Here is an 18,413-nt window from a genome sequence, read left to right as displayed (position 1 = left end):
CCGCTGATTCCGTCAAGGGCTGGTTTTTAATTGAATGGTAACCACAACATCTTGTGGACGCGCCTGTGGAGATTGGGGAAAGCCGGGGAGCGCTGAAAATACAATGACTTGCGGACGTTGCCGGCTAAGGAAAGTGCCGCAGCGGCAAAAAAGTGTCCTGCGGCAAATCTTGTGATGGCATTTCCGGTGCAAATGCGCTTGCCGATTCGCTGAGGAAATCAGCGCTGTCCAAAGTGCGCCGAGGATGGCGGCGCAATTCGGGTTTGCGGCGATCAGCGCGCGCCAGCGCCCTTGGCGATCGGTTCCTGGTAGGTGAAGGCCATGTCCCAGGGGAAATAGATCCAGGTGTCCTGGCTGACCTCGGTGATGAAGGTGTCGACAGTCGGCACACCCTTCGGCTTGGCGTAGACGCAGGCGAAATGCGCGTTCGGCAGCATGGTGCGAACCTGCGCCGCGGTTTTGCCGGTATCCGTCAGATCGTCGACGACGAGCACGCCTTCGCCACCGTTTTCAGTAAGCTCGGGCGCAATTCCCTTGAGCAGCACCATGTCGCCCTGATTCACATAGTCATGATAAGAGGCGATGCAGACTGTCTCGATCAGCCGGATGTTCAGTTCCCGGGAGATGATCGCGGCCGGCACCAGGCCGCCGCGGGTGATGCAGACGATCGCCTTGAAGGCTTGATCGAGGCCGGCAAGCCGCCAGGCAAGGGCGCGCGCATCGCGGTGGAATTGATCCCAGGAAACGGGAAAGGCTTTATCGGGAAGGGACATCGGGCTGCTCCGCGGCATGAATAGAGACGAAACGCCGTTGACCGGCGACCGGACGGCTTCAGCGGCAAAACGCAAATCGCGCAGCCGGAACTGCGTGAGATCGCAAGCTGCTGCGCGAGATCGCACGTGCTACTGCGCGAGACGTGGCCGGGGCTCGAAGCCTTCATCGGTCGCAGCAATTAGCGGGATTTGCCGGTAAAACGCAAGAGGAGCCGCTCATCGCGACAACAGGGTCAGCGCCGTCATTGATTGCAGCAGGCTCTTCGTCGTGCCGCCGAAGATCGCCTGCCAAAGCCGGGAATGGGTATAGGCGCCCATGACGAGAAGATCGATGCTGCTGTCCGACAGCCGGTTTTCGATGACATGCGAGGTATTCCTGTCGACGCTGTGGCCCGTCGCAAGCGTCGTCTTCACGCCATGGCGTGCAAGTGCGGCGGCGATCTCGGCGCCTGGTGAGAGCGGCGACTGCAGGGCCGTATCGGCCGGGTCGACCGAAAAAATCTCCACTTCCTCGGCCGCTTTCAGGAAGGGCAGCGCATCGAAGGTCGCGCGCGCCGCCTCCTTCGAGCCGTTCCAGGCGATCAGCACGCGCTTGATCGGCTTCGGCTGGCGGATGACATAAGGGATTATCAGCACCGGCCGGCCGGCTTCGAAGAGGAAGCCGTCGACGTCGACATGGCTGTCGGAGGGGTTGGCCGGGTCGGCCTGCGATGCGATCAGAAGATCGGCGCTGCGGGCGCTTTCAATCAGCGGTGCGGAACCGTAGCCGGTTGAGGTGGCAAAGCTGCGCCATTCCGAGGAGGCGTCGGCGGCCTGCGCTTTGGCGCGAAAGATGCGTTCCACGGCGACCGTTTCACTATGCGCCATATCCTGCAGCGCCTGGACGGCGACGGGATCGGGAATTTCCATCGGCGCCACCAGCGGCACGGCCGGTATGGTTTCGGCATGCAGGCCGATCACGTGAGCACCGCCTTCGGCGGCAACGGCAAAGGCAAAATCGGCAACGGCGGCGCTATTGTCTGCCGTATCGAGAATGGCGAGAATAGTTTTGTAAGACATATCAATTCTCCTTGCGCTGAAATGACGTGCGCGAGGGACGGAATGCACCAGACCGTTCTCCCGTTCTTCCTTGACGGGGATCAAGTCCGGCTTCTCATGCCTCGGCGGAATGGTTTTCTGCGATCTCCTTGTTCCGGCGGATGGCGTCGATCATCGCGTGGACCTCGGCGCCGGCCGCATCGATTGCCGCCTGCGCGCGGCCGCGCACGACGATCTCGGTCGAGAATCTCTGGCCGATATAACGCGGGTAGGAACCGATGCTGGTATCCGGATGCGCTTTCTGGATCGCGGCAAGGGGCGTGCCGATATCACCTTCGCCATAAGGGCAGGCGATGGCGAGCGAGAGAACCGGCGTGCCGGTCCGAAGCGTCGGCAGCACATTGTCGACCATCGCCTGAAAGACCTGCGGCACGCCGGCCATGACATAGACATTGCCGATGATGAAGCCGGGTGCCGTCGACACCGGATTGGGGATATGAGCGGCACCCCGCGGCATGCGCGCCATGCGCTGGCGCGCCTCGGTGAATTCCATCTCGCGGCGACGGTACATATCGGCCAGCAGCGTCATCGCCGCTTCGTCATATTCGCAGGGCAGGCCGAAAGCCTTGGCGATCGCATCGGCGGTGATGTCGTCATGCGTCGGCCCGATGCCGCCCGAGGTGAAGACGTAGTCATAGCGAGCGCGAAGCGCATTCAGCGCCTCGACGATCGCCTGCTCGTCGTCGGCGACGATTCGCACTTCCTTGAGATCGATGCCGGACAGGGTGAGCAGATCGGCGAGGTGGCCGATATTCTTGTCCTTTGTGCGGCCGGAAAGGAGTTCGTCGCCGATGGCGAGCATGGCGGCGGTGACGACGGTGTCATGGCTCATAGGATGTTCCGTGGTGTGAGGCTGGTCAATAGGTAGCGCCCTCAGGCTGCTTTGCAAACACGCGCGCGTAATGCCGAAAAGCATGAGCGATTTCGGACGATACCATGCTCTTTAGAACGAGCCGATGCGTCACTTTCGCGCCAAATCAGAACCGCAAGCGAATTTTCGTCTACGCACGTTGAACACTGAGTTCTCCCGCGCAGGGCTGCCTTCGGCCCTGGGCGCTGGTAGAAATCCGCCCGTTGCGAAATTCCCCGCTGTTTCAAGGAAAATGGAAGATGGCGAAAGTTCTCGTTCTTTATTACTCGGCCTATGGCCATATCGAAACCATGGCCTATGCCGTTGCTGAAGGCGCGAGGTCGGCTGGTGCCGACGTCACCGTCAAGCGCGTCCCGGAACTGGTACCGGAAGAGGTCGCCAAGGCCTCTCACTACAAGATCGACCAGGCCGCGCCGATCGCCACCGTCGATGAACTGACGGATTATGACGCAATCATCGTCGGCGCCGGCACCCGCTTCGGCACGGTCGCCTCTCAGATGCGCAATTTCTGGGACCAGACGGGCGGCCTTTGGTTCACCGGCAAGCTCGTCGGCAAGATCGGTTCGGTCTTCACCTCTTCGGCGACCCAGCATGGCGGCCAAGAATCGACCATCCTCGGCTTCATCCCCACCTTCCTGCACCAGGGCATGGTCGTCGCCGGTCTGCCTTACGCCTTCCAGGGCCAGATGGGCACTGAGGAAGTCAAGGGCGGCTCGCCTTACGGCGCCTCCACCATCACCAACGGCGACGGTTCGCGCCAGCCTTCCGAGATCGAACTCGAAGGCGCCAAATACCAGGGCGCCCATGTCGCCCGGCTCGCTGCCAAGCTCGCCTGATCTCGATGCGTAAATGATGAAGGCGCGATGGGCGTGAGCCCGCCGCGCCTTTTTCAGTTTCTCGGGCCAGACGAAACGAGCTGCGCCGACAGTCACTTTCGCGTTAAAATACCTGCCCATTCATTCCGTGACGCTGCCGGAAGAGCCGAAATTATTTTTAGGCCCCACGGCTCTTCCCATTGCCCATGACGCAAGATATTGAAAACGCCGCAAGCGGGCGTGGCGAAACTGGTAGACGCAAGGGACTTAAAATCCCTCGGCCTTAGGCTATACGGGTTCGATCCCCGTCGCCCGCACCAGCCTAAGCACTGTGAGCTTCGGCTCGGCGAGCCGAAGAGAGCAGCCAAGCGAAGTTTGTCGCGCCGTAGTACCGTCAGGAACGAAGGCGGACCGGTTCGATAATGCCCCGGTTAGCTGCAACAATCGTTATAATCCTGTTGGAATATGCCTGTATCTTGCGCGTAAGAGCGCGTTATTGCTTGACAATGACATTTTCGGTGCAAGGATTGCGCCGCGGCGGTAGAGTAAGTGTTGTCTTGTGGGAGTAAGACGATGGTTTACGATTGGAGCGGGACCAGGGTTCGGCGCGTCCGGATCTTCAGGACGAGCGTCGCATTTGTTCTTGCAACTGTTGTGGCTGCGATACCGCTGTTTTTCTGGGCAACGGATTTGCCGGGTTTCTGATCCGCAATAGTCAGCGTTCTGTGAAAGGCAGGCTGTTTGGAGCTCTGCTCTCGCGCCATCTGTTGATCACCCAGCCGGCAGCGAGGCCGAGGGCAGCGCCCATGGCCTTGATGCCTGCGTCATGCAGGCGCGGATGGCGGGTCGGCGCGAAATACTGCAGATATTCGATGGCGACCGCCCCAATGATCAGCAGCACGGCCACCAGTTTCCACTGCTTCGGATAGGCGAGCGCAAAGGCAAGGCCGAGCAGAACATAGGCGGTGCCGCGGTCCGCATCGACCGTCGTCACCGTATCCGGTCTCAGCCCGATCGGCGAAACCGTGACAAACAGGATGAGGGCGAGCAGCAGCCAGGCGAGCGGTCTTGCGAATTTGAAGATCATCATCGCTCCATATAAGTGGCAGGCCTTTCCATTGACAGTTAAAATCAGTTCATCTGCCGCCGATTTTGCAATTGGCTTAAGAAAGGCTCTATGGGCTGAGCCGGCCAGTCATTCAACCTTTCCTTTAGCCGCCGGCCTGTGCCATAGCGGCGGTGACCAATCATGAGAATGGACCACGCCCGTGACGAGACTTGACGTCGAAAGCGCCGAAGAGGCAATGCGCAGCCTCTTTCCGGCAACGCCGCTGCAGCTCAATGACCATCTCTCGGCCCGCTACGGTGCCGATATTTGGCTGAAGCGCGAGGATCTGTCGCCGGTGCGCTCCTATAAGATCCGCGGCGCCTTCAATTTTTTCCGCAAGGCGATCGGGCAGGGGGCGGCCGGCAAGACCTTCGTCTGTGCCTCGGCCGGCAACCACGCCCAAGGCTTTGCCTATGTCTGCCGTCATTTCGGCGTGCCGGGCGTCGTCTTCATGCCGGTGACGACGCCGCAGCAGAAAATCGACAAGACCCGCATGTTCGGCGCTGAATTCATCACTATCCGGCTGTTCGGCGACTTTTTCGATCAGTGCTATCAGGCGGCGCGCGAGCATGTCGAGGCGGTCGGCGGCGTCATGGTGCCGCCCTTCGACCACGCCGATATCATCGAGGGGCAGGCGACGGTCGCTGCCGAGATCATGCAGCAGCTGCCCGAGGGAACCGTGCCCGATATGGTCGTTCTGCCCGTCGGCGGCGGTGGACTGGCCGCCGGCATCACCGGCTATCTCGAGGGCATCGTGCCGAAATCGGCCTTCGTCTTCGCCGAACCGGCCGGTGCGCCAAGCCTCAGGCGCAGCATCGAGGCAGGCAAGGTGACGACGCTCGCCAAGGTCGACAATTTCGTTGACGGCGCAGCGGTCGCCCGCATCGGCGACCTGAATTTCGCCGCCCTTCGCGATTTTCCGGCAAGCCAAGTGCAGCTGATGCCGGAAAACGCCATCTGCGTCACCATCCAGGAGATGCTGAACGTCGAGGGCGTCGTGCTGGAGCCGGCGGGCGCCCTGTCGCTGACGGCAATCGCCGCGATGGACGCCCAACCGATCCGCGGCAAGACCATCGTCGCCGTCGTCTCCGGCGGCAATTTCGATTTCGAGCGCCTGCCTGACGTAAAGGAAAGAGCCATGCGTTACGCAGGCCTGAAGAAATACTTTATCCTCAGGCTGGCCCAACGTCCGGGAGCGCTCCGGGATTTCCTCAATCTGCTCGGCCCCGACGACGATATCGCCCGCTTCGAATATCTGAAAAAATCGGCGCGCAACTTCGGCTCCATCCTGATCGGCATCGAAACCAAGGCGCCTGAGAATTTTGCCCGGCTGGTTGCAAATTTCGAAGCTTCCGGCATGGGTTACGAAGATATCACCGAAAACGAGATCGTCGCTAACCTGATCATTTGACTTGGCGATCGGAAGGGCGTCGTGCTAGAGACACGACATGGCTTCGTTCATTTCAAATCTCTTTTCGATGTTCTCCGGCGGCGGCAAACCGGCCGGTGAGGCGGCAGCCCCGTCCGGCGAGCCGCAGCTTTATGGCGATTGCACGATCTATGCGGAGCCGCGCAAGGAGGGCAGTCAGTATCGCCTTGCCGGCCGTATCGAAAAGAAGGTCGGCGACGAGGTGCTGGTGCGCAATTTCATCCGCGCCGATATGTTTTCCTCCTCCGACGACGCGATCGAATGCACGGTGCGCAAGGCGCAACAGATTATCGATCAGCATGGATCGTCACTCTTCGGTGATGGCGAGAAGATCCGTCAGGTCTGAAACATGATCCCGGCCGGACCGGTGCCGGATATCGCGGGAATTTTCCTCCCTTTCAATCGTATGTCCTCGGTTCTGACTCCGGTCATGTGATCTTGCACACGCAATCTTAAAGGATTGCGGCGAAAGCTATCGCTTGCAGGATTTGCGGGGCCGCTCTTGTGCTTCAATTTTTCAGACGATCGATCAAAGGATCCGCTGTCGTGATCGCAGTGCCCGCCCGGCCGCGAAGACGCCTCCCGGACGTCTCGGTGCCGTGATGGAGGCACTCAACCTCGCGCTCTTCGTCGTCGAAGCCATCGCCTATTTCGTGCTGATGGTGACGCTTCTGCATTTCCGCCATCGGCTTGGCCTCGGCGTCTTTCTGACGGCGCTCGGCGTCATGCATTTCATGGAGACTTATCTGGCGGCGGTCTTTTACGTCTCGCTGCCGTTCGGCGATGTGTCGCCGGGCTCATCTGTCTTCTTCTCCGGCAAGCTGATGATGATCCTGATGCTGTATCTGTGGGAGGATGCCGCGACGGTGCGCCAGCCGATCTACGGCCTGTTTCTCGGCAATCTGCTGACCGTCGGCATCGCCTGGGTGCTGCAGTTGCACCAGCCGCTGCAGCTGTCGTCGAACCACACGCCCGACGTCGATTTCCTGAAGGAGATGGGCTGGCTGATGATCTGGGGCACGGCGCTACTCTATGTCGATTCGCTCGGCATCATCCTGCTCTATGAAAAACTCGGCGATTTCTTCCGCAGGCGTGTCGTCCTGCGTTTCATGATCTCCGGCTTTGTGCTGCTGACTTTCGATCAGGTCGGCTTCTTCGCCGCGCTGCACTATTTCCTCGATGTTCCGGTCGCCGTATTCTGGGGTGGCTGGAAGGCGAAGATGCTCTCCGTCTGCCTTTATGGGGCGATGTTTGCTATCTATGAATATCGAATCCGCCGCCTTGGCGCTGACGCCGCCGCGCGCTCCATCAGCGACGTCTTCGGTGATCTCACATTTCGCGAGCGCTATAACGAGCTTCTGGAGCGCACCGGCCGCGATATGCTTACCGGCGTCTATGACCGTACACGCATGGAACTCGAAGCGCCGGTGATGCTGCGCGAGGCCTTGAGGCAGGGGCTGCTTGCCACCGTCCTCATTATTGACGCCGATCACTTCAAGGATGTCAACGATGGTCATGGCCATCTTCAGGGCGATGAGGTGCTGAGGGCGATAGCCGCCCGTCTCGGCACGACGCTGCGGTCCAGCGACCGCATCTTCCGCTTCGGCGGCGAGGAATTCGTCGCCGTCTGCCCCGGCACAAGCCATGAGGAAGGGTTGCTCCTTGCCGAACGCCTGCGCTGGACGATCGAGACCAGCGTCAAAACACCGGACGATAAACCGGTCACGGTCAGCATCGGCGTTGCGACCGCTGACGAGGACGGCATCAGCTTTACGACGGTGCTCACCGCCGCCGACGGCAGGCTCTACGCGGCAAAGAAAAGCGGCCGCAATTGCGTCGTCGGCCGCTCCGCCATGGTGCAATCAAGTTAGGCGGCGGGTCGCGTCACCCACCGCAGCGCGGCGTTGCGGTGTTTGGGATGTCGAGAAATCGAACAGATTCCTTCAAGCCTATGGTTTTTGCCACCCTCAATGTGGCAATCGTCCTATTTCGTATTGCTCACCCGCGCCATGCGTAAGAGTTGAGATAAAGTAGCCGTAGCAAGGCTGGCTGCGCAGGGAGCGGGGGCTGGGCAGGTTTTGCCAACCCCTGCTGCAGTCAGGCGGCACGGAAGATCTTGGCGCCCGACGGCGCGCTCGTCATGCCGCCATCGACGGTGATTTCTATGCCGGTGACGTTGGCAGAATCGTTCGAGGCGAGATAGAGCGCTGCCTTGGCGATTTCCTCGGCTTCGCTCATGCGGCCGAGCGGGCTCAGGCCGCCCATGCGAGCCTCGAGCGCCGACATCGCATCTTCCGTTGGTGCCATCGGCGACCAGATCGGCGTCTTCGTGCCGCCTGGCGTCACCTGGTTGACGCGGATGCCGCGCGGCGCAAGTTCCGACGCCATATTGCGCGTCATGGCGCGCACCGCAGCCTTCGTCGCCGCATAGGCCGACCAGCCGGGAGCGCCGAGCACGGCATGCACCGAGCCGTTGAGGATCACCGAGCTGCCGTCGCTGAGATGCGGCAGGGCCGCTTGCACGGTGAAGAACACTGCGGTCAGGTTGGTGTTGATGATCCGATTGAACTGCTCCGGCGATGTGTCACCGAGCGGTGTTGCGCCGCCGATGCCGGCGTTGGCGAAGACGATGTCGAACTTACCGACCTTCGCGGCCGCTTCCGCAAAAGCCTTCTCGGTGGCGACGGCATCGGTGACATCGACCTTCAGCGCCAGCACACCGGTCCCAAGCGCCTTTTCGGCCGCGGCAAGCGTTTCCGGGTTGCGGCCGGTGATCACCACCTTGGCACCCTCGTCGATGAAGACTTTGGCAGTCGCAAGACCGATACCGCTGTTTCCGCCGGTGATCAGGGCGACCTTGTTTCTTAGACGCATGATTCATGCTCCTCTTGGAAATGACAACAATCTGGATTACGATCGTTATCTATAAGGATTATGATTGAAATCCACATGAGTCAAGAGGCAATACGGGAGAGTCCGATGGGCCGTTCGCAGCTGGAAAAACAGAAGACGCACGAGAAAATCGTCGAGACTGCGTCAAAGCGGTTGCGCGAAGAGGGGTTGGAAGGCATCGGCGTCGCCGACCTGATGAAGGAGGCCGGGCTGACCGTCGGCGGCTTCTACAAGCACTTCGCCTCCCGTGACGATCTCGTCGCCGAGGCGATCGAATCCGCCTTCGATTCATGGGGGCGCAGGCTGGAAGCAGAGGGTGTGGACCCCGCGAAGATGACGGCTGCCGATGTCGCCGATCGCTATGTCAGCGCCTATCATCGCGACAATCCGGGCGAAGGCTGCCCTTTCGCCGCGCTGACCTCCGATATCGCGCGCAGCAGCGAGAAGGCGCGGCGCATTGCCACGGAGCGGCTCGAACGCAATTTCCAGGCATTGGCCGGCAAGGCCACGGGAGCAAATGAAGGAGAAAGACGGCGAAAGGCAATCATGGCTTTCGCCATGATGGCAGGCGGCGTCGGCCTTGCCAGGGTTTCCTCGGATGAGGCTCTTTCGGGCGAAATCCTGGAGACGATCCGGGATTTCGTCGCCGATATCGGCAAATGACGAACGGCCAGCAGCTGCCGGCCGTTCAATGGAGGATTCGGAAGCCGATCAGGCTGCGAGTGCGATTTCCTCGACGCGCGACTTGGCGGCGCCAATGGCCTTTTCGGCGGCTTCCGGGCCGAAAGCAAGGCCTTCGACATAGATGGTCTCGATATCGGTGATGCCGAGGAAGCCGAGAACCGATTTCAGGTAAGGCACGGCATGGTTCAGAGGAGCAGCCGGTCCCTGCGAGTAGACGCCGCCGGAAGCAAGCACCACATAAACCTTCTTGCCGGTTACGAGGCCCACCGGGCCGCTTTCCGTGTACTTGAAGGTCACGCCGGCGCGGGCGACATTGTCGATCCACGTCTTCAGCGACGAATAGATGTTGAAGTTGATCAAGCCGGTGCTGATGACGATCGTGTCGGCGGCAAACAGTTCGGCGACCAGTTCGTCGGAGGTCTTGATGGCTGCAATCTCTTCGGCGGTGCGGGCTTCCGCCGGCTTGCGGATCGCGCCGGTGAAGAGGTCGTCGATATGCGGCAGCGGCGTGGCGGCAAGGTCGCGGCGAACGACGACGCTGCCCGGCTTCTGGTTTTTCAGCTTCTCGGCGAGATCGGCGGCGATCGGGGTCGAGAGCGATTCGGCACGCGGGCTGGACGTCAGAAGAAGAATGGACGACATGGATCATTTCCTTTCGAATTGAACGGAACGGCTCGTTGCTGGGAGATGAGCCGCGGTGTCGAACAGGAAAATAAGTCTGGCCTGCTATCGAAAAAACGGAGATAATGTCGATCGAAACTATCGATGGAATGGATGGAAGATGCTTCCGAACCCCACCCTGGATCAATTGCAGGTGTTTTTGACTGTTGCCGAAACCGGCAGCTTCTCGGCCGCTTCGCGGGCATTGAACCGGGCGCAATCGGTCATCAGCTATACGATCGCCAACTTGGAGGCGCAGCTCGAAGTGGCGCTGTTTGAGCGTTCTGGCGCACGTCAGCCGAAGCTGACCGAGGCGGGCAAGGCGATGCTCGAGGATGCGCGTCGCATTCTGGGTGACCTGCAGGTCATGCGGGCGCGCGTCAAGAGCCTGAGGGAAGGGCTTGAAGCGGAAGTTTCCGTAGCCATCAGCGTCATGGTGCCCTCGCGGGCCGTGGTGGACGTGCTGCACGAATTCCGCGAGAGGTTTCCGACCGTTTCATTGAACCTCAACGTCGGCGAGCTCGGAATGGTCATGGATCTCATATTAACGGGCAAGGTGACGATCGGCATCGGCGGCGCTGTCCTCAAGCAAGATGATTCGCTCATCACCGAGCGAATCGGCCACTCCTTCATGTTGCCCGTTGCCGCGCCCAACCATCCGCTTGCCCAAATCAGCCGGCCCTTGACACTCGGCGACGTGCGCGAGGAAGTGCAACTCGTCGTTAGCGACGCCTCAGGCCGCACGAAGGGGCGGGATTTCAACGTCCTGTCCTACAAGACCTGGCGTGTCAGTGATATCGCGACGAAACATCAGCTTATCAAGGCCGGGCTGGGCTGGGGCGGTCTTCCGGCTTCGATCTTGCATGACGACTTGCGGAGCGGCGCGCTCGTCCATCTCGATCTGGATGCCTATGAGCAGGGCGAGTATGCCATCTATTCGATGCGCCAGCTCGCGAACCCGCCCGGACCTGCCGCTGCCTGGATGATCGAGGCGTTCCGCACCCGGCTTTCCTTCTGCCCCAACCAAGCCGATTTCCACGCCCAGATGGCGGAACTGCGCGACACCGTCTCACCGCTTGCGGCCGAATGACGAAGGCGCGGTGGCCGCGCCTTCGCTGTCTGTCTGCGCTTAAAGGACCAGCCGGAACTTCGAGAAGCCGTCGGCACCGTCGCCGGCTTCCTCGATCTTGACGCTCTTGACTGCAGCGAGGAACTGTTTTGCCTTCGGGCCGCTGTCGAAGGTAACGGTCGTGCCCGGCAGCGGCTTGAAGGTCCAGTTCGCATCGGCCGACGGATTGATCGTGCCTTGGTCGTGGACATAACGGACGATGACGTCGCGATTGGTATCAGGCGCCTGGAAGATCACCTTATCCGCTGCAATCTCTGGGAAACTGCCGCCGCCGCCGGCGCGGTAATTGTTGGTGACGACGACGAACTTCTGAGCCGGATCGATCGGCTTGCCATTGAAGGTGAGATTCTGGATGCGGTTTGCATCCGGATTGATGGCCTTGCCGGAGGAATCATATTTCGGCGGCTGCGACAGGTCGATCTGATAGGTCACCCCGTCGATGACATCGAAATTATAGGATGGGAAGTCGTTGTTGAGCAGCGGCGCATCCTTCGATCCGGCTTTGATGTGATTGAACATGCCGGCCGACATTTCGAGCCAGTTCTTCACTTGCGCGCCGGTGATGGCGACAGCCTGCACCGTGTTCGGATAGAGGTAGAGGTCGGCGACGTTCTTGATGGCGATATCGCCGGCCGGAACGTCGGTATAATAATCCGCGCCGCCGCGACCGCCGGCCTTGAAGGGAGCCGCAGCCGAAAGCACCGGCAGATCCTTGAATTCGGTGTCGGCGAGCATCTGCTTGATGTACCAGGTTTGAGCCTGGCTGACGACCTGGACGGAAGGATCGTCGGCGACGAGCGCGAAATAGGAATAGAGCGGCGCGGAGGTCTTGCCGACGGGCGTGCGGACATAGGCGAGCGTCGCCTCATGCTCTGATTTGGCGGCCTCGACCACCTCTTTCTTGTCGGCGTAATCGGCAACTACTTTCTTCTTGTCGTCGCGATGATAGATCGGCCGTGCTTCCGAGGTGAAGTCGACGATCTTCCAGCTGTTGCCGTCCTTTTCCAAGAGCAGGTCGATAAGGCCGAGATGCGAGCCCCAGAAGCCTGCCATCACGGCGGGCTTGCCATGCAGTGTGCCCTTGACCGGGTCGGCATTGGCGATGCCGTCCCAGCTCTTCGGGCCGGGGAAGACGAGATGCTGGTGACCGGTGAAGATCGCGTCGATCCCCTCGACGGCGGCCAGATGCAGCGAGGCGTTTTCCATTTTGTCGGACGGCGCGGCTCCGTCGATGCCGGAGTGGGAGAGTGCGATGACGATATCGGCGCCTGCCTCCTTCATCGCCGGGACCCAGGCTTTGGCGGCCTCGACGATGTCGCGCGTCTGCGCCTTACCCTCGAGGTTCTTGATATCCCAGAGCATGATCTGCGGCGGCACGAAGCCGATGAAGCCGATCTTGACCGGGCTCTCCTCGCCGGCGCCGTCCTTGATCTGCTTTTCCACGATGACGTAGGGTTTGAAGAAAAGGTCGTCCTGCTTCGGGTCCGAGGCGAGCTGACCTTTGGTCAGGTTGGCGCAGACGAAGGGGAAGTTGGCGCCCGACAGCACCTTGAACATGAAGTCGAGGCCGTAGTTGAACTCGTGATTTCCGAGCGTGCCGACGGTATAGCCGAGAGTGTTCATCGCCTTGATCACGGGATGGACGTCGCCGTCCTTCATGCCGTGCTGATAGGCCATATAGTCGCCCATCGGATTGCCCTGCAGCACGTCGCCATTGTCGACCAGCAGCGAGTTGATGGCCTCGGCGCGGATCGCGTCGATGATCGTTCCGGTGCGCGCCAGACCCATCGTGTCGTTCGGCTTGTCGGCATAATAGTCATAGGGGAAGACGTTGACGTGAATGTCCGTCGTTTCCATCAGCCGGAGATGCGCCTGGTTGGCGCTGGCGCGCGCGCTGAAAGGGTGCAGCAGCACGAGGGCGGAGGTGGCGGCAAGGCCGCCAAGCAAGGAACGGCGGCTCATCAAGCCAACGTCGAAAATGGAAGACATGGAAGCTCTCCTTCAAAGATCGTGCATCGTCCGGCTCCTCAGAATTAGGACGATTTGGCGAGGAGTACACTGCGAAAATGACAGCACGGCAAGCAATCAGTGGCAAAGGCGCAATGGTTTTGAAACGCAACTTGTAGTCTCGGGCCGTATCCCTTGGGAAGGGGGCACGAGCAGGGTCGTGATTGCAAAGGGCAAAGATTTCGGAGGCAACGCGTCCAGTGCGGAAGACAACGCGGAGACGTTTACGGCGGCGATACGGAAAGTCGCTGGCGGCGGCAGATCCTCAATCTCCATCGCCTGCGGGCGGCACCAGCACCAACCGGAGCTCCTGACCGCTCTCAGCCGCTCCTCGGCGTAATAGCGGTGCGGCCTTACGCTTTCAGCGTCGAGGGATGAGGTGGGCGGTCGGCGCCGGTCGCGGCTCTCAGCTGACGAACCGCCAGCACCGGCCGTATTTCCTTATGGAAAAAGCGGAAATAGGAGGCGACCTGTGCCCGCGCATTCGAATTCACATCGAACTGCACGCCGATGCGGCCATTGTGCTTCCAGCGGATGATCCCTTCGAGAAGTCCGAGATTTTCGGCTTCGATGCGCACCTTGCTGCCGGAAGCGGCATGGAGCGGCGTCTTCGTCTCCAGGGCGGCGCCGGTCGCCGACAGGTTGAGAATGCGGACATCCACTTGGCTGTTCAGATATTTGACGCTGCCGAAGACACGGCAGTTTTGCCGGTCGGCCTTTCTTGCCGTGATTTTCAAGTTGCGGGTCATACTGTCTCCCTTGGATACAGTCGGAGAGCATAGCGCCCGAAAATTGAAATGGTTTTAGTGGCTTGGCTAAAATTGCAGTGAAAACTGTCAGTTAGGGCTACTGCATGTCACGGAGATGCGTGCAGCGATTCTGGAAGCCAATCTGTGTAAAACGGGCTAACGCAGGTCGACACTCAATCAAATGCGACGCCGCTGGCTCTGGCAGCCCTGCGTCCCACAACATGTTCGCGCCAGACCGTGAAGATGCCGGCGGCGACCACGATCGCCGAGCCGACGATCGTGTTGAGGCTCAGCGTTTCGCCATAGATCGTCACGCCGATGATCGAAGCGTAGACAAGCGACAGATAGGTCAGCGGCTGGACGGCGGCGGCATCGAGACTATCGTAGGCGCGGATGAGGAAATAATGGCTGGAAATGCTGGTCATGCAGACGAGCGCCATCCAGCCCCAGTCGCCGGATGACATCCAGCTCCAGTAGAACGGCCCGATCAGCGTCATCGCAACGGCGCCGACGACACCGGTATAGAAGAAGCTGGTCGTCGAAGAATCGTCGCGGCTGACGAGCCGTGTGGCGATGACGTAGAAGGCGAAATTGAAGCAGGAGGCGACGGCGAGAAGCAGCTTCACGTCGAAAAAATCGCCTTCCGGTTTCAGGATCAGCAGCACCCCGAAAAGCCCGGCGCCGATTGCCGCCCATCGCCGCCATCCGACGCGCTCGCCGAGGATCGGCATTGCCAGCAGTGCGATCAGGATAGGCGTCGCGGAAAAGATCGCCTGCGAACGGGCAAGGCCGATCACGGCAAAACATGTGATCGCCAGAACCACCTGAACCGCAAGCAGCAGGCCGCGGGCCACCTGCAGGGCGGGGCGTTTGGTGCGAGCCGTCGCCTTGAGACCACCGCGCATCTTCGAAGCGAGAATGATTGTGAAAAGCCCGAAGGCCCAGTAGCGGATCATCGTCACGAAGATCGGCGGATAGGCGGATGCCAGATGTTTGGAGATGGCGTCCTGCAGCGAAAAGATGGACAGCGCCAGCAGGGCGAAAATGTAACCGTGGGTCTTCGATTTCATGACATGCCAATAAGCGGGAGACGCCCGCGCGCGCCGAAAGTCTGGTCAGGCATTCTGAAAATAAGCAAGGCCTCAAAGCCCCACATTCGGCCTGTCGATGATTTCTCTAAGCGCGAAACTCGAATTGATCTTGACCACATGGGGAAGGGCCGACAGCCAGTCGCGATGGATACGCTCATAGTCTTCGAGATCGCGGGCGGCGACCCTGAGGATGTAGTCATATTCGCCCGACATCAGGTAGCAGACGAGCACGTTCGGGCAGAGCTTCACCGCCGACTCGAACTCCGCCAGCGTCTTGGCGAACTGACCCGAGAGGGAAATATGCACGATGGCGATCATCTTGTAGTCGAGCGCCTTGTGCGAAAGCCGCGCATGGTAGCCGTCGATGACTCCGCTCCTTTCAAGAATGTCGAGCCGGCGCGAACAGGCCGAAGGGGAAAGCCCGATCCTCTCGGCGAGCTCGGCATTGGTGATGCGGGCATCGGCCTGCAAAACCTTCAGAATCGCAAGATCGATGGTATCGAGATCGGCCATTCGAAGAACCTTCGAAGATAGGAGGTGGAGATGCAATAATCACCGAAAAATCGCGTCTGCGCAAACCGTCTTTGCAAGGACATTTCGCGGCCTTGGTGGTTGGATCGGTCGCAGAGGAGATCCGCGACCGCGGAGACAAAAGGAGAGGAACGCGAAATGCGTGTCGGTTGCCCGAAGGAAATCAAGAATCATGAATATCGCGTCGGCCTGACGCCTGCTTCGGTGCGCGAATATGTGGCGCACGGCCACGAGGTTTGGGTCGAGACCAAGGCGGGAGCCGGCATCGGCGCCGATGATGCCGCCTATGCCGCGGCTGGCGCGAAGATCGCCGCCTCCGCCAAGGATATTTTCGAAAAGTGCGACATGATCGTCAAAGTCAAGGAGCCGCAGCCTTCTGAATGGGCCCAGCTTCGCGATGGTCAGCTGCTCTACACCTATCTGCATCTAGCGCCCGATCCCGATCAGACCAAGGGTCTTCTCGCCTCCGGCGTCACCGCTATCGCCTATGAGACGGTGACCGACGAACGCGGCGGCCTGCCGCTGCTGGCGCCGATGTCCGAGGTCGCCGGGCGCCTGTCCATTCAGGCAGGGGCGACAGCCCTGCAGAAGGCAAATGGCGGCCTCGGTGTCCTGCTCGGCGGCGTGCCCGGCGTGCTGCCGGCCAAGGTCGCCGTCATCGGCGGCGGCGTCGTCGGCCTGCATGCGGCCAGAATGGCCGCCGGACTCGGCGCCGATGTCAGCATTCTCGACAAATCCCTGCCGCGCCTGCGTCAGCTCGACGACACCTTCGCTGGCCGTGTCCACACCCGTTATTCCAGCATCCAGGCGCTGGAGGAGGAGGTCTTCTCGGCCGATCTCATCATCGGTGCCGTGTTGATCCCGGGTGCTGCCGCTCCGAAGCTCGTTACCCGCGAGATGCTGTCCGGCATGAAGAAGGGCGCCGTCATCGTCGACGTCGCCATCGACCAGGGCGGCTGCTTCGAAACCTCGCATGCGACGACGCATTCCGACCCGACTTATGAGGTCGATGGCGTCGTGCATTATTGCGTCGCCAACATGCCCGGCGCAGTACCGGTTACTTCAGCGCATGCGCTGAACAACGCCACGCTGGTGCACGGGCTTGCGCTCGCCGACCGCGGCCTGCGCGCCATCGCCGAAGACAAGCACCTGAGGAACGGCCTCAACGTGCACAAGGGCCGTATCACCAACAAACCAGTCGCCGAGGCGCTCGGTTATGAGGCCTTCGCGCCGGAGAGCGTGCTCAACGTAGCGTAAGCTGCTTGACCCATGGTCAGGTGAGGGCGCCGGTCTCTGCCAGGACCGGCGCCTTTGCCTTGTCGATCCGACACTGGAAGCAATTGTTGCGCGCCGAACGCACATGCACATAGGCGATGTCAGCTCGTGCCAGCAGCTTTTCGCCATAGGCCGCAATTTCGCTGACCAGGGTCACCGCGCCGGTACCGTACACGATGCGGTTGTTCTCATTGTAGCCGCGGACGATGAAGTCGCGGCTCGTCGTCAGCACCGGCGGCACAATCTCCTCGGCGGCATAGCGCCAGCAAGGTTGCTTGTGCAGGAAGATCGGCCCGGTTTCGGCATAGGGCTGCAGCTTCGGGAAGGGCCGGTAGGCGAAGACCAGCAGTTCCTCGCCCTCTTCGATATTCTGCAGACAATGGCGGCAAGGATTGCCGTCACCGTCTGATATCATCGTCTCGGGCAGGTTGTCATAGGCATCACGGCCACCGTTCCAGAGGACTTCGGCATCGGCGGTCGGCAATGCGGCAAAACGAATGGCGGTCATGGAAAATCTCCTTGTGATCGCCGTGAAATTGCGCCTGGACCTCCGCCCGAGCCACCCGTTTCTTGCCTGTGTTGTGGTTTGCGGAGATCGTCGCGGCAAACTTAGTTTCCGAAGTCGGGGCATTCCTCGACGTTTGGAGGAAGTTTCTACCTCTCCTCCCTCATTCCTGTCCTCGCATCAAGTCCGAGGACAGCAATGAGGGCGGCGAGCGACCGGAAAGCAATCAAACCGTCAGCTTTTCCGCGCAAGTTCCAGGAGCTCCTTGTCACTCAGCGGCCGCACAATGCCGGTGCCGGTCGAGACAGGGGAAAAGCCGTACATCTGATAGAGCTGCAGCGCGCGCGGATGGTCGAGATTGTTGGTGGTCGTGGTGACGCGCTTCGGATCGAGCGCCCAGATGGCATAGAGCGCCTGCAGCAGAAACCATTTGCCGATGCCGAGCCCGAGCGCATGTTCGATCAGGCCGAAATGGCTGAGTTCAATCGTCTCCTCGTCCGCGCAGAAATACTCGTAGAAGCCGGCCGGTGCGCCGTTCACGTAGAGGACGCTGATATTGTTGCGCTTGTCGTTCAGCGTTTCTGCCAGTTGCTCGTCGCTCATGCGCAGCCGGTCCACCCACTGCCAGCGCGCGCCCACCTGTCGATAGAGATAGCGGTAAAAGGGCAGCGGTATGCCTGGCGCACGCATGATCGCAGTCTGGATATTGACGGGCACTGGCATGCTGGCCTTGGGCGCCGCCGTCATTTCAAGACGGGTGATATGAGCCTTGAGCGAAGTGGGCGTCTTTCCCATG

At 60.5% G+C, this 18,413-nt stretch carries 19 protein-coding genes and 1 tRNA gene; 8 read left to right on the top strand and 12 right to left on the bottom strand.

The window, feature by feature from the left end; genetic code table 11:
* Positions 1-272: 272 nt before the first annotated feature.
* From gpt to PH551_RS15330, 3 genes are all read right to left on the bottom strand, one after another.
* On the bottom strand, positions 273-773 hold the full coding sequence (gene gpt / locus PH551_RS15340; RefSeq protein ID WP_285193616.1) for a xanthine phosphoribosyltransferase: 501 nt from the start codon (positions 771-773) through the stop codon (positions 273-275).
* A gap of 216 nt (positions 774-989) precedes the next feature.
* Positions 990-1,832 carry a universal stress protein gene (locus PH551_RS15335; protein WP_285193615.1) on the bottom strand — a complete coding sequence of 281 codons (843 nt, stop codon included), beginning with the start codon at positions 1,830-1,832 and terminating at the stop codon, positions 990-992.
* A gap of 94 nt (positions 1,833-1,926) precedes the next feature.
* Entirely contained in the window at positions 1,927-2,703 is a 777-nt protein-coding gene (locus PH551_RS15330; protein WP_285193614.1) for a competence/damage-inducible protein A, read from the bottom strand.
* A 278-nt stretch (positions 2,704-2,981) separates the two neighbouring features.
* Here PH551_RS15330 and wrbA point away from each other — a divergent pair, with 278 nt between their 5' ends.
* Together wrbA and PH551_RS15320 are read left to right on the top strand one after the other, a co-directional pair.
* Positions 2,982-3,578, top strand: coding sequence for an NAD(P)H:quinone oxidoreductase type IV (gene wrbA, locus PH551_RS15325; protein WP_085777878.1), 597 nt, complete (start codon positions 2,982-2,984; stop codon positions 3,576-3,578).
* 213 nt (positions 3,579-3,791) lie between these two features.
* A tRNA-Leu gene (locus tag PH551_RS15320) sits at positions 3,792-3,877 on the top strand.
* Positions 3,878-4,272: 395 nt separating this feature from the next.
* Here PH551_RS15320 and PH551_RS15315 read toward each other — a convergent pair.
* The gene (locus tag PH551_RS15315) at positions 4,273-4,647 is read right to left on the bottom strand and encodes a VanZ family protein (protein WP_085777879.1); all 375 of its coding nucleotides are present in this window, start codon (positions 4,645-4,647) and stop codon (positions 4,273-4,275) included.
* A 178-nt stretch (positions 4,648-4,825) separates the two neighbouring features.
* Here PH551_RS15315 and ilvA point away from each other — a divergent pair, with 178 nt between their 5' ends.
* The 3 genes from ilvA to PH551_RS15300 all read left to right on the top strand — a co-directional run bounded on the left by ilvA (position 4,826) and on the right by PH551_RS15300 (position 7,965).
* Positions 4,826-6,076, top strand: coding sequence for a threonine ammonia-lyase (gene ilvA, locus PH551_RS15310; RefSeq protein WP_285193613.1), 1,251 nt, complete (start codon positions 4,826-4,828; stop codon positions 6,074-6,076).
* 37 nt (positions 6,077-6,113) lie between these two features.
* Complete coding sequence (locus tag PH551_RS15305) at positions 6,114-6,440, top strand: HlyU family transcriptional regulator (protein WP_285193612.1); 327 nt, start codon at positions 6,114-6,116, stop codon at positions 6,438-6,440.
* Between the two features lie 253 nt (positions 6,441-6,693).
* The gene (locus tag PH551_RS15300) at positions 6,694-7,965 is read left to right on the top strand and encodes a GGDEF domain-containing protein (protein WP_285193611.1); all 1,272 of its coding nucleotides are present in this window, start codon (positions 6,694-6,696) and stop codon (positions 7,963-7,965) included.
* A gap of 226 nt (positions 7,966-8,191) precedes the next feature.
* Here the strand turns inward: PH551_RS15300 and PH551_RS15295 are convergent, their stop codons facing one another.
* Positions 8,192-8,968 carry an SDR family oxidoreductase gene (locus tag PH551_RS15295; protein WP_285193610.1) on the bottom strand — a complete coding sequence of 259 codons (777 nt, stop codon included), beginning with the start codon at positions 8,966-8,968 and terminating at the stop codon, positions 8,192-8,194.
* A 105-nt stretch (positions 8,969-9,073) separates the two neighbouring features.
* Here PH551_RS15295 and PH551_RS15290 point away from each other — a divergent pair, with 105 nt between their 5' ends.
* The gene (locus PH551_RS15290; RefSeq protein WP_285193609.1) at positions 9,074-9,649 is read left to right on the top strand and encodes a TetR/AcrR family transcriptional regulator; all 576 of its coding nucleotides are present in this window, start codon (positions 9,074-9,076) and stop codon (positions 9,647-9,649) included.
* A 48-nt stretch (positions 9,650-9,697) separates the two neighbouring features.
* Here PH551_RS15290 and PH551_RS15285 read toward each other — a convergent pair whose 3' ends face one another.
* Complete coding sequence (locus tag PH551_RS15285) at positions 9,698-10,312, bottom strand: FMN-dependent NADH-azoreductase (protein WP_064802027.1); 615 nt, start codon at positions 10,310-10,312, stop codon at positions 9,698-9,700.
* Positions 10,313-10,451: 139 nt separating this feature from the next.
* On the opposite strand from PH551_RS15285, the gene PH551_RS15280 reads away from it, so the two are divergent.
* On the top strand, positions 10,452-11,420 hold the full coding sequence (locus PH551_RS15280) for a LysR family transcriptional regulator (protein WP_285193608.1): 969 nt from the start codon (positions 10,452-10,454) through the stop codon (positions 11,418-11,420).
* A 39-nt stretch (positions 11,421-11,459) separates the two neighbouring features.
* Here PH551_RS15280 and PH551_RS15275 read toward each other — a convergent pair whose 3' ends face one another.
* The 4 genes from PH551_RS15275 to PH551_RS15260 all read right to left on the bottom strand — a co-directional run bounded on the left by PH551_RS15275 (position 11,460) and on the right by PH551_RS15260 (position 15,819).
* A complete protein-coding gene (locus PH551_RS15275; RefSeq protein WP_285193607.1) occupies positions 11,460-13,448 on the bottom strand; it encodes a bifunctional 2',3'-cyclic-nucleotide 2'-phosphodiesterase/3'-nucleotidase in 1,989 nt (662 codons plus the stop codon).
* Positions 13,449-13,819: 371 nt separating this feature from the next.
* Positions 13,820-14,215 (bottom strand): PilZ domain-containing protein, encoded by a 396-nt coding sequence (locus PH551_RS15270; protein WP_285193606.1) that lies wholly within the window; start codon positions 14,213-14,215, stop codon positions 13,820-13,822.
* Between the two features lie 173 nt (positions 14,216-14,388).
* The gene (locus PH551_RS15265) at positions 14,389-15,285 is read right to left on the bottom strand and encodes a DMT family transporter (protein WP_285193605.1); all 897 of its coding nucleotides are present in this window, start codon (positions 15,283-15,285) and stop codon (positions 14,389-14,391) included.
* Positions 15,286-15,357: 72 nt separating this feature from the next.
* Positions 15,358-15,819, bottom strand: coding sequence for an Lrp/AsnC family transcriptional regulator (locus PH551_RS15260; protein WP_064802037.1), 462 nt, complete (start codon positions 15,817-15,819; stop codon positions 15,358-15,360).
* A 156-nt stretch (positions 15,820-15,975) separates the two neighbouring features.
* Between PH551_RS15260 and ald the strand changes: the two genes are divergently transcribed.
* Positions 15,976-17,094, top strand: coding sequence for an alanine dehydrogenase (gene ald, locus PH551_RS15255; RefSeq protein WP_285193604.1), 1,119 nt, complete (start codon positions 15,976-15,978; stop codon positions 17,092-17,094).
* A 16-nt stretch (positions 17,095-17,110) separates the two neighbouring features.
* Here the strand turns inward: ald and PH551_RS15250 are convergent, their stop codons facing one another.
* Complete coding sequence (locus PH551_RS15250; protein WP_285193603.1) at positions 17,111-17,620, bottom strand: DUF1203 domain-containing protein; 510 nt, start codon at positions 17,618-17,620, stop codon at positions 17,111-17,113.
* 231 nt (positions 17,621-17,851) lie between these two features.
* Positions 17,852-18,412, bottom strand: coding sequence for a GNAT family N-acetyltransferase (locus PH551_RS15245; protein WP_085777890.1), 561 nt, complete (start codon positions 18,410-18,412; stop codon positions 17,852-17,854).
* Between the last annotated feature and the right edge of the window lies 1 nt (position 18,413).

It is taken from the genome of Rhizobium atlanticum (genome assembly GCF_030182485.1).
In the GTDB taxonomy this organism is placed as follows: Bacteria; Pseudomonadota; Alphaproteobacteria; order Rhizobiales; family Rhizobiaceae; genus Rhizobium.
The sequence above is the reverse complement of the archived record's forward strand: the minus strand, read 5'-3'. Positions and strand labels throughout refer to the sequence as shown.

What these genes read in the sequence shown, in the direction of transcription:
- PH551_RS15330 (WP_285193614.1), bottom strand. Translation starts at nt 2,703, where the DNA reads ATGAGCCATGACACCGTCGTCACCGCCGCCATGCTCGCCATCGGCGAC.
- PH551_RS15250 (WP_285193603.1), bottom strand. Translation starts at nt 17,620, where the DNA reads ATGACCGCCATTCGTTTTGCCGCATTGCCGACCGCCGATGCCGAAGTC.
- PH551_RS15285 (WP_064802027.1), bottom strand. Translation starts at nt 10,312, where the DNA reads ATGTCGTCCATTCTTCTTCTGACGTCCAGCCCGCGTGCCGAATCGCTC.
- PH551_RS15305 (WP_285193612.1), top strand. Translation starts at nt 6,114, where the DNA reads ATGGCTTCGTTCATTTCAAATCTCTTTTCGATGTTCTCCGGCGGCGGC.
- PH551_RS15315 (WP_085777879.1), bottom strand. Translation starts at nt 4,647, where the DNA reads ATGATGATCTTCAAATTCGCAAGACCGCTCGCCTGGCTGCTGCTCGCC.
- PH551_RS15280 (WP_285193608.1), top strand. Translation starts at nt 10,452, where the DNA reads ATGCTTCCGAACCCCACCCTGGATCAATTGCAGGTGTTTTTGACTGTT.
- PH551_RS15335 (WP_285193615.1), bottom strand. Translation starts at nt 1,832, where the DNA reads ATGTCTTACAAAACTATTCTCGCCATTCTCGATACGGCAGACAATAGC.
- PH551_RS15295 (WP_285193610.1), bottom strand. Translation starts at nt 8,968, where the DNA reads ATGCGTCTAAGAAACAAGGTCGCCCTGATCACCGGCGGAAACAGCGGT.
- ald (WP_285193604.1), top strand. Translation starts at nt 15,976, where the DNA reads ATGCGTGTCGGTTGCCCGAAGGAAATCAAGAATCATGAATATCGCGTC.
- PH551_RS15275 (WP_285193607.1), bottom strand. Translation starts at nt 13,448, where the DNA reads ATGTCTTCCATTTTCGACGTTGGCTTGATGAGCCGCCGTTCCTTGCTT.
- PH551_RS15260 (WP_064802037.1), bottom strand. Translation starts at nt 15,819, where the DNA reads ATGGCCGATCTCGATACCATCGATCTTGCGATTCTGAAGGTTTTGCAG.
- PH551_RS15290 (WP_285193609.1), top strand. Translation starts at nt 9,074, where the DNA reads ATGGGCCGTTCGCAGCTGGAAAAACAGAAGACGCACGAGAAAATCGTC.
- PH551_RS15265 (WP_285193605.1), bottom strand. Translation starts at nt 15,285, where the DNA reads ATGAAATCGAAGACCCACGGTTACATTTTCGCCCTGCTGGCGCTGTCC.
- PH551_RS15270 (WP_285193606.1), bottom strand. Translation starts at nt 14,215, where the DNA reads ATGACCCGCAACTTGAAAATCACGGCAAGAAAGGCCGACCGGCAAAAC.
- PH551_RS15245 (WP_085777890.1), bottom strand. Translation starts at nt 18,412, where the DNA reads ATGGGAAAGACGCCCACTTCGCTCAAGGCTCATATCACCCGTCTTGAA.
- wrbA (WP_085777878.1), top strand. Translation starts at nt 2,982, where the DNA reads ATGGCGAAAGTTCTCGTTCTTTATTACTCGGCCTATGGCCATATCGAA.
- gpt (WP_285193616.1), bottom strand. Translation starts at nt 773, where the DNA reads ATGTCCCTTCCCGATAAAGCCTTTCCCGTTTCCTGGGATCAATTCCAC.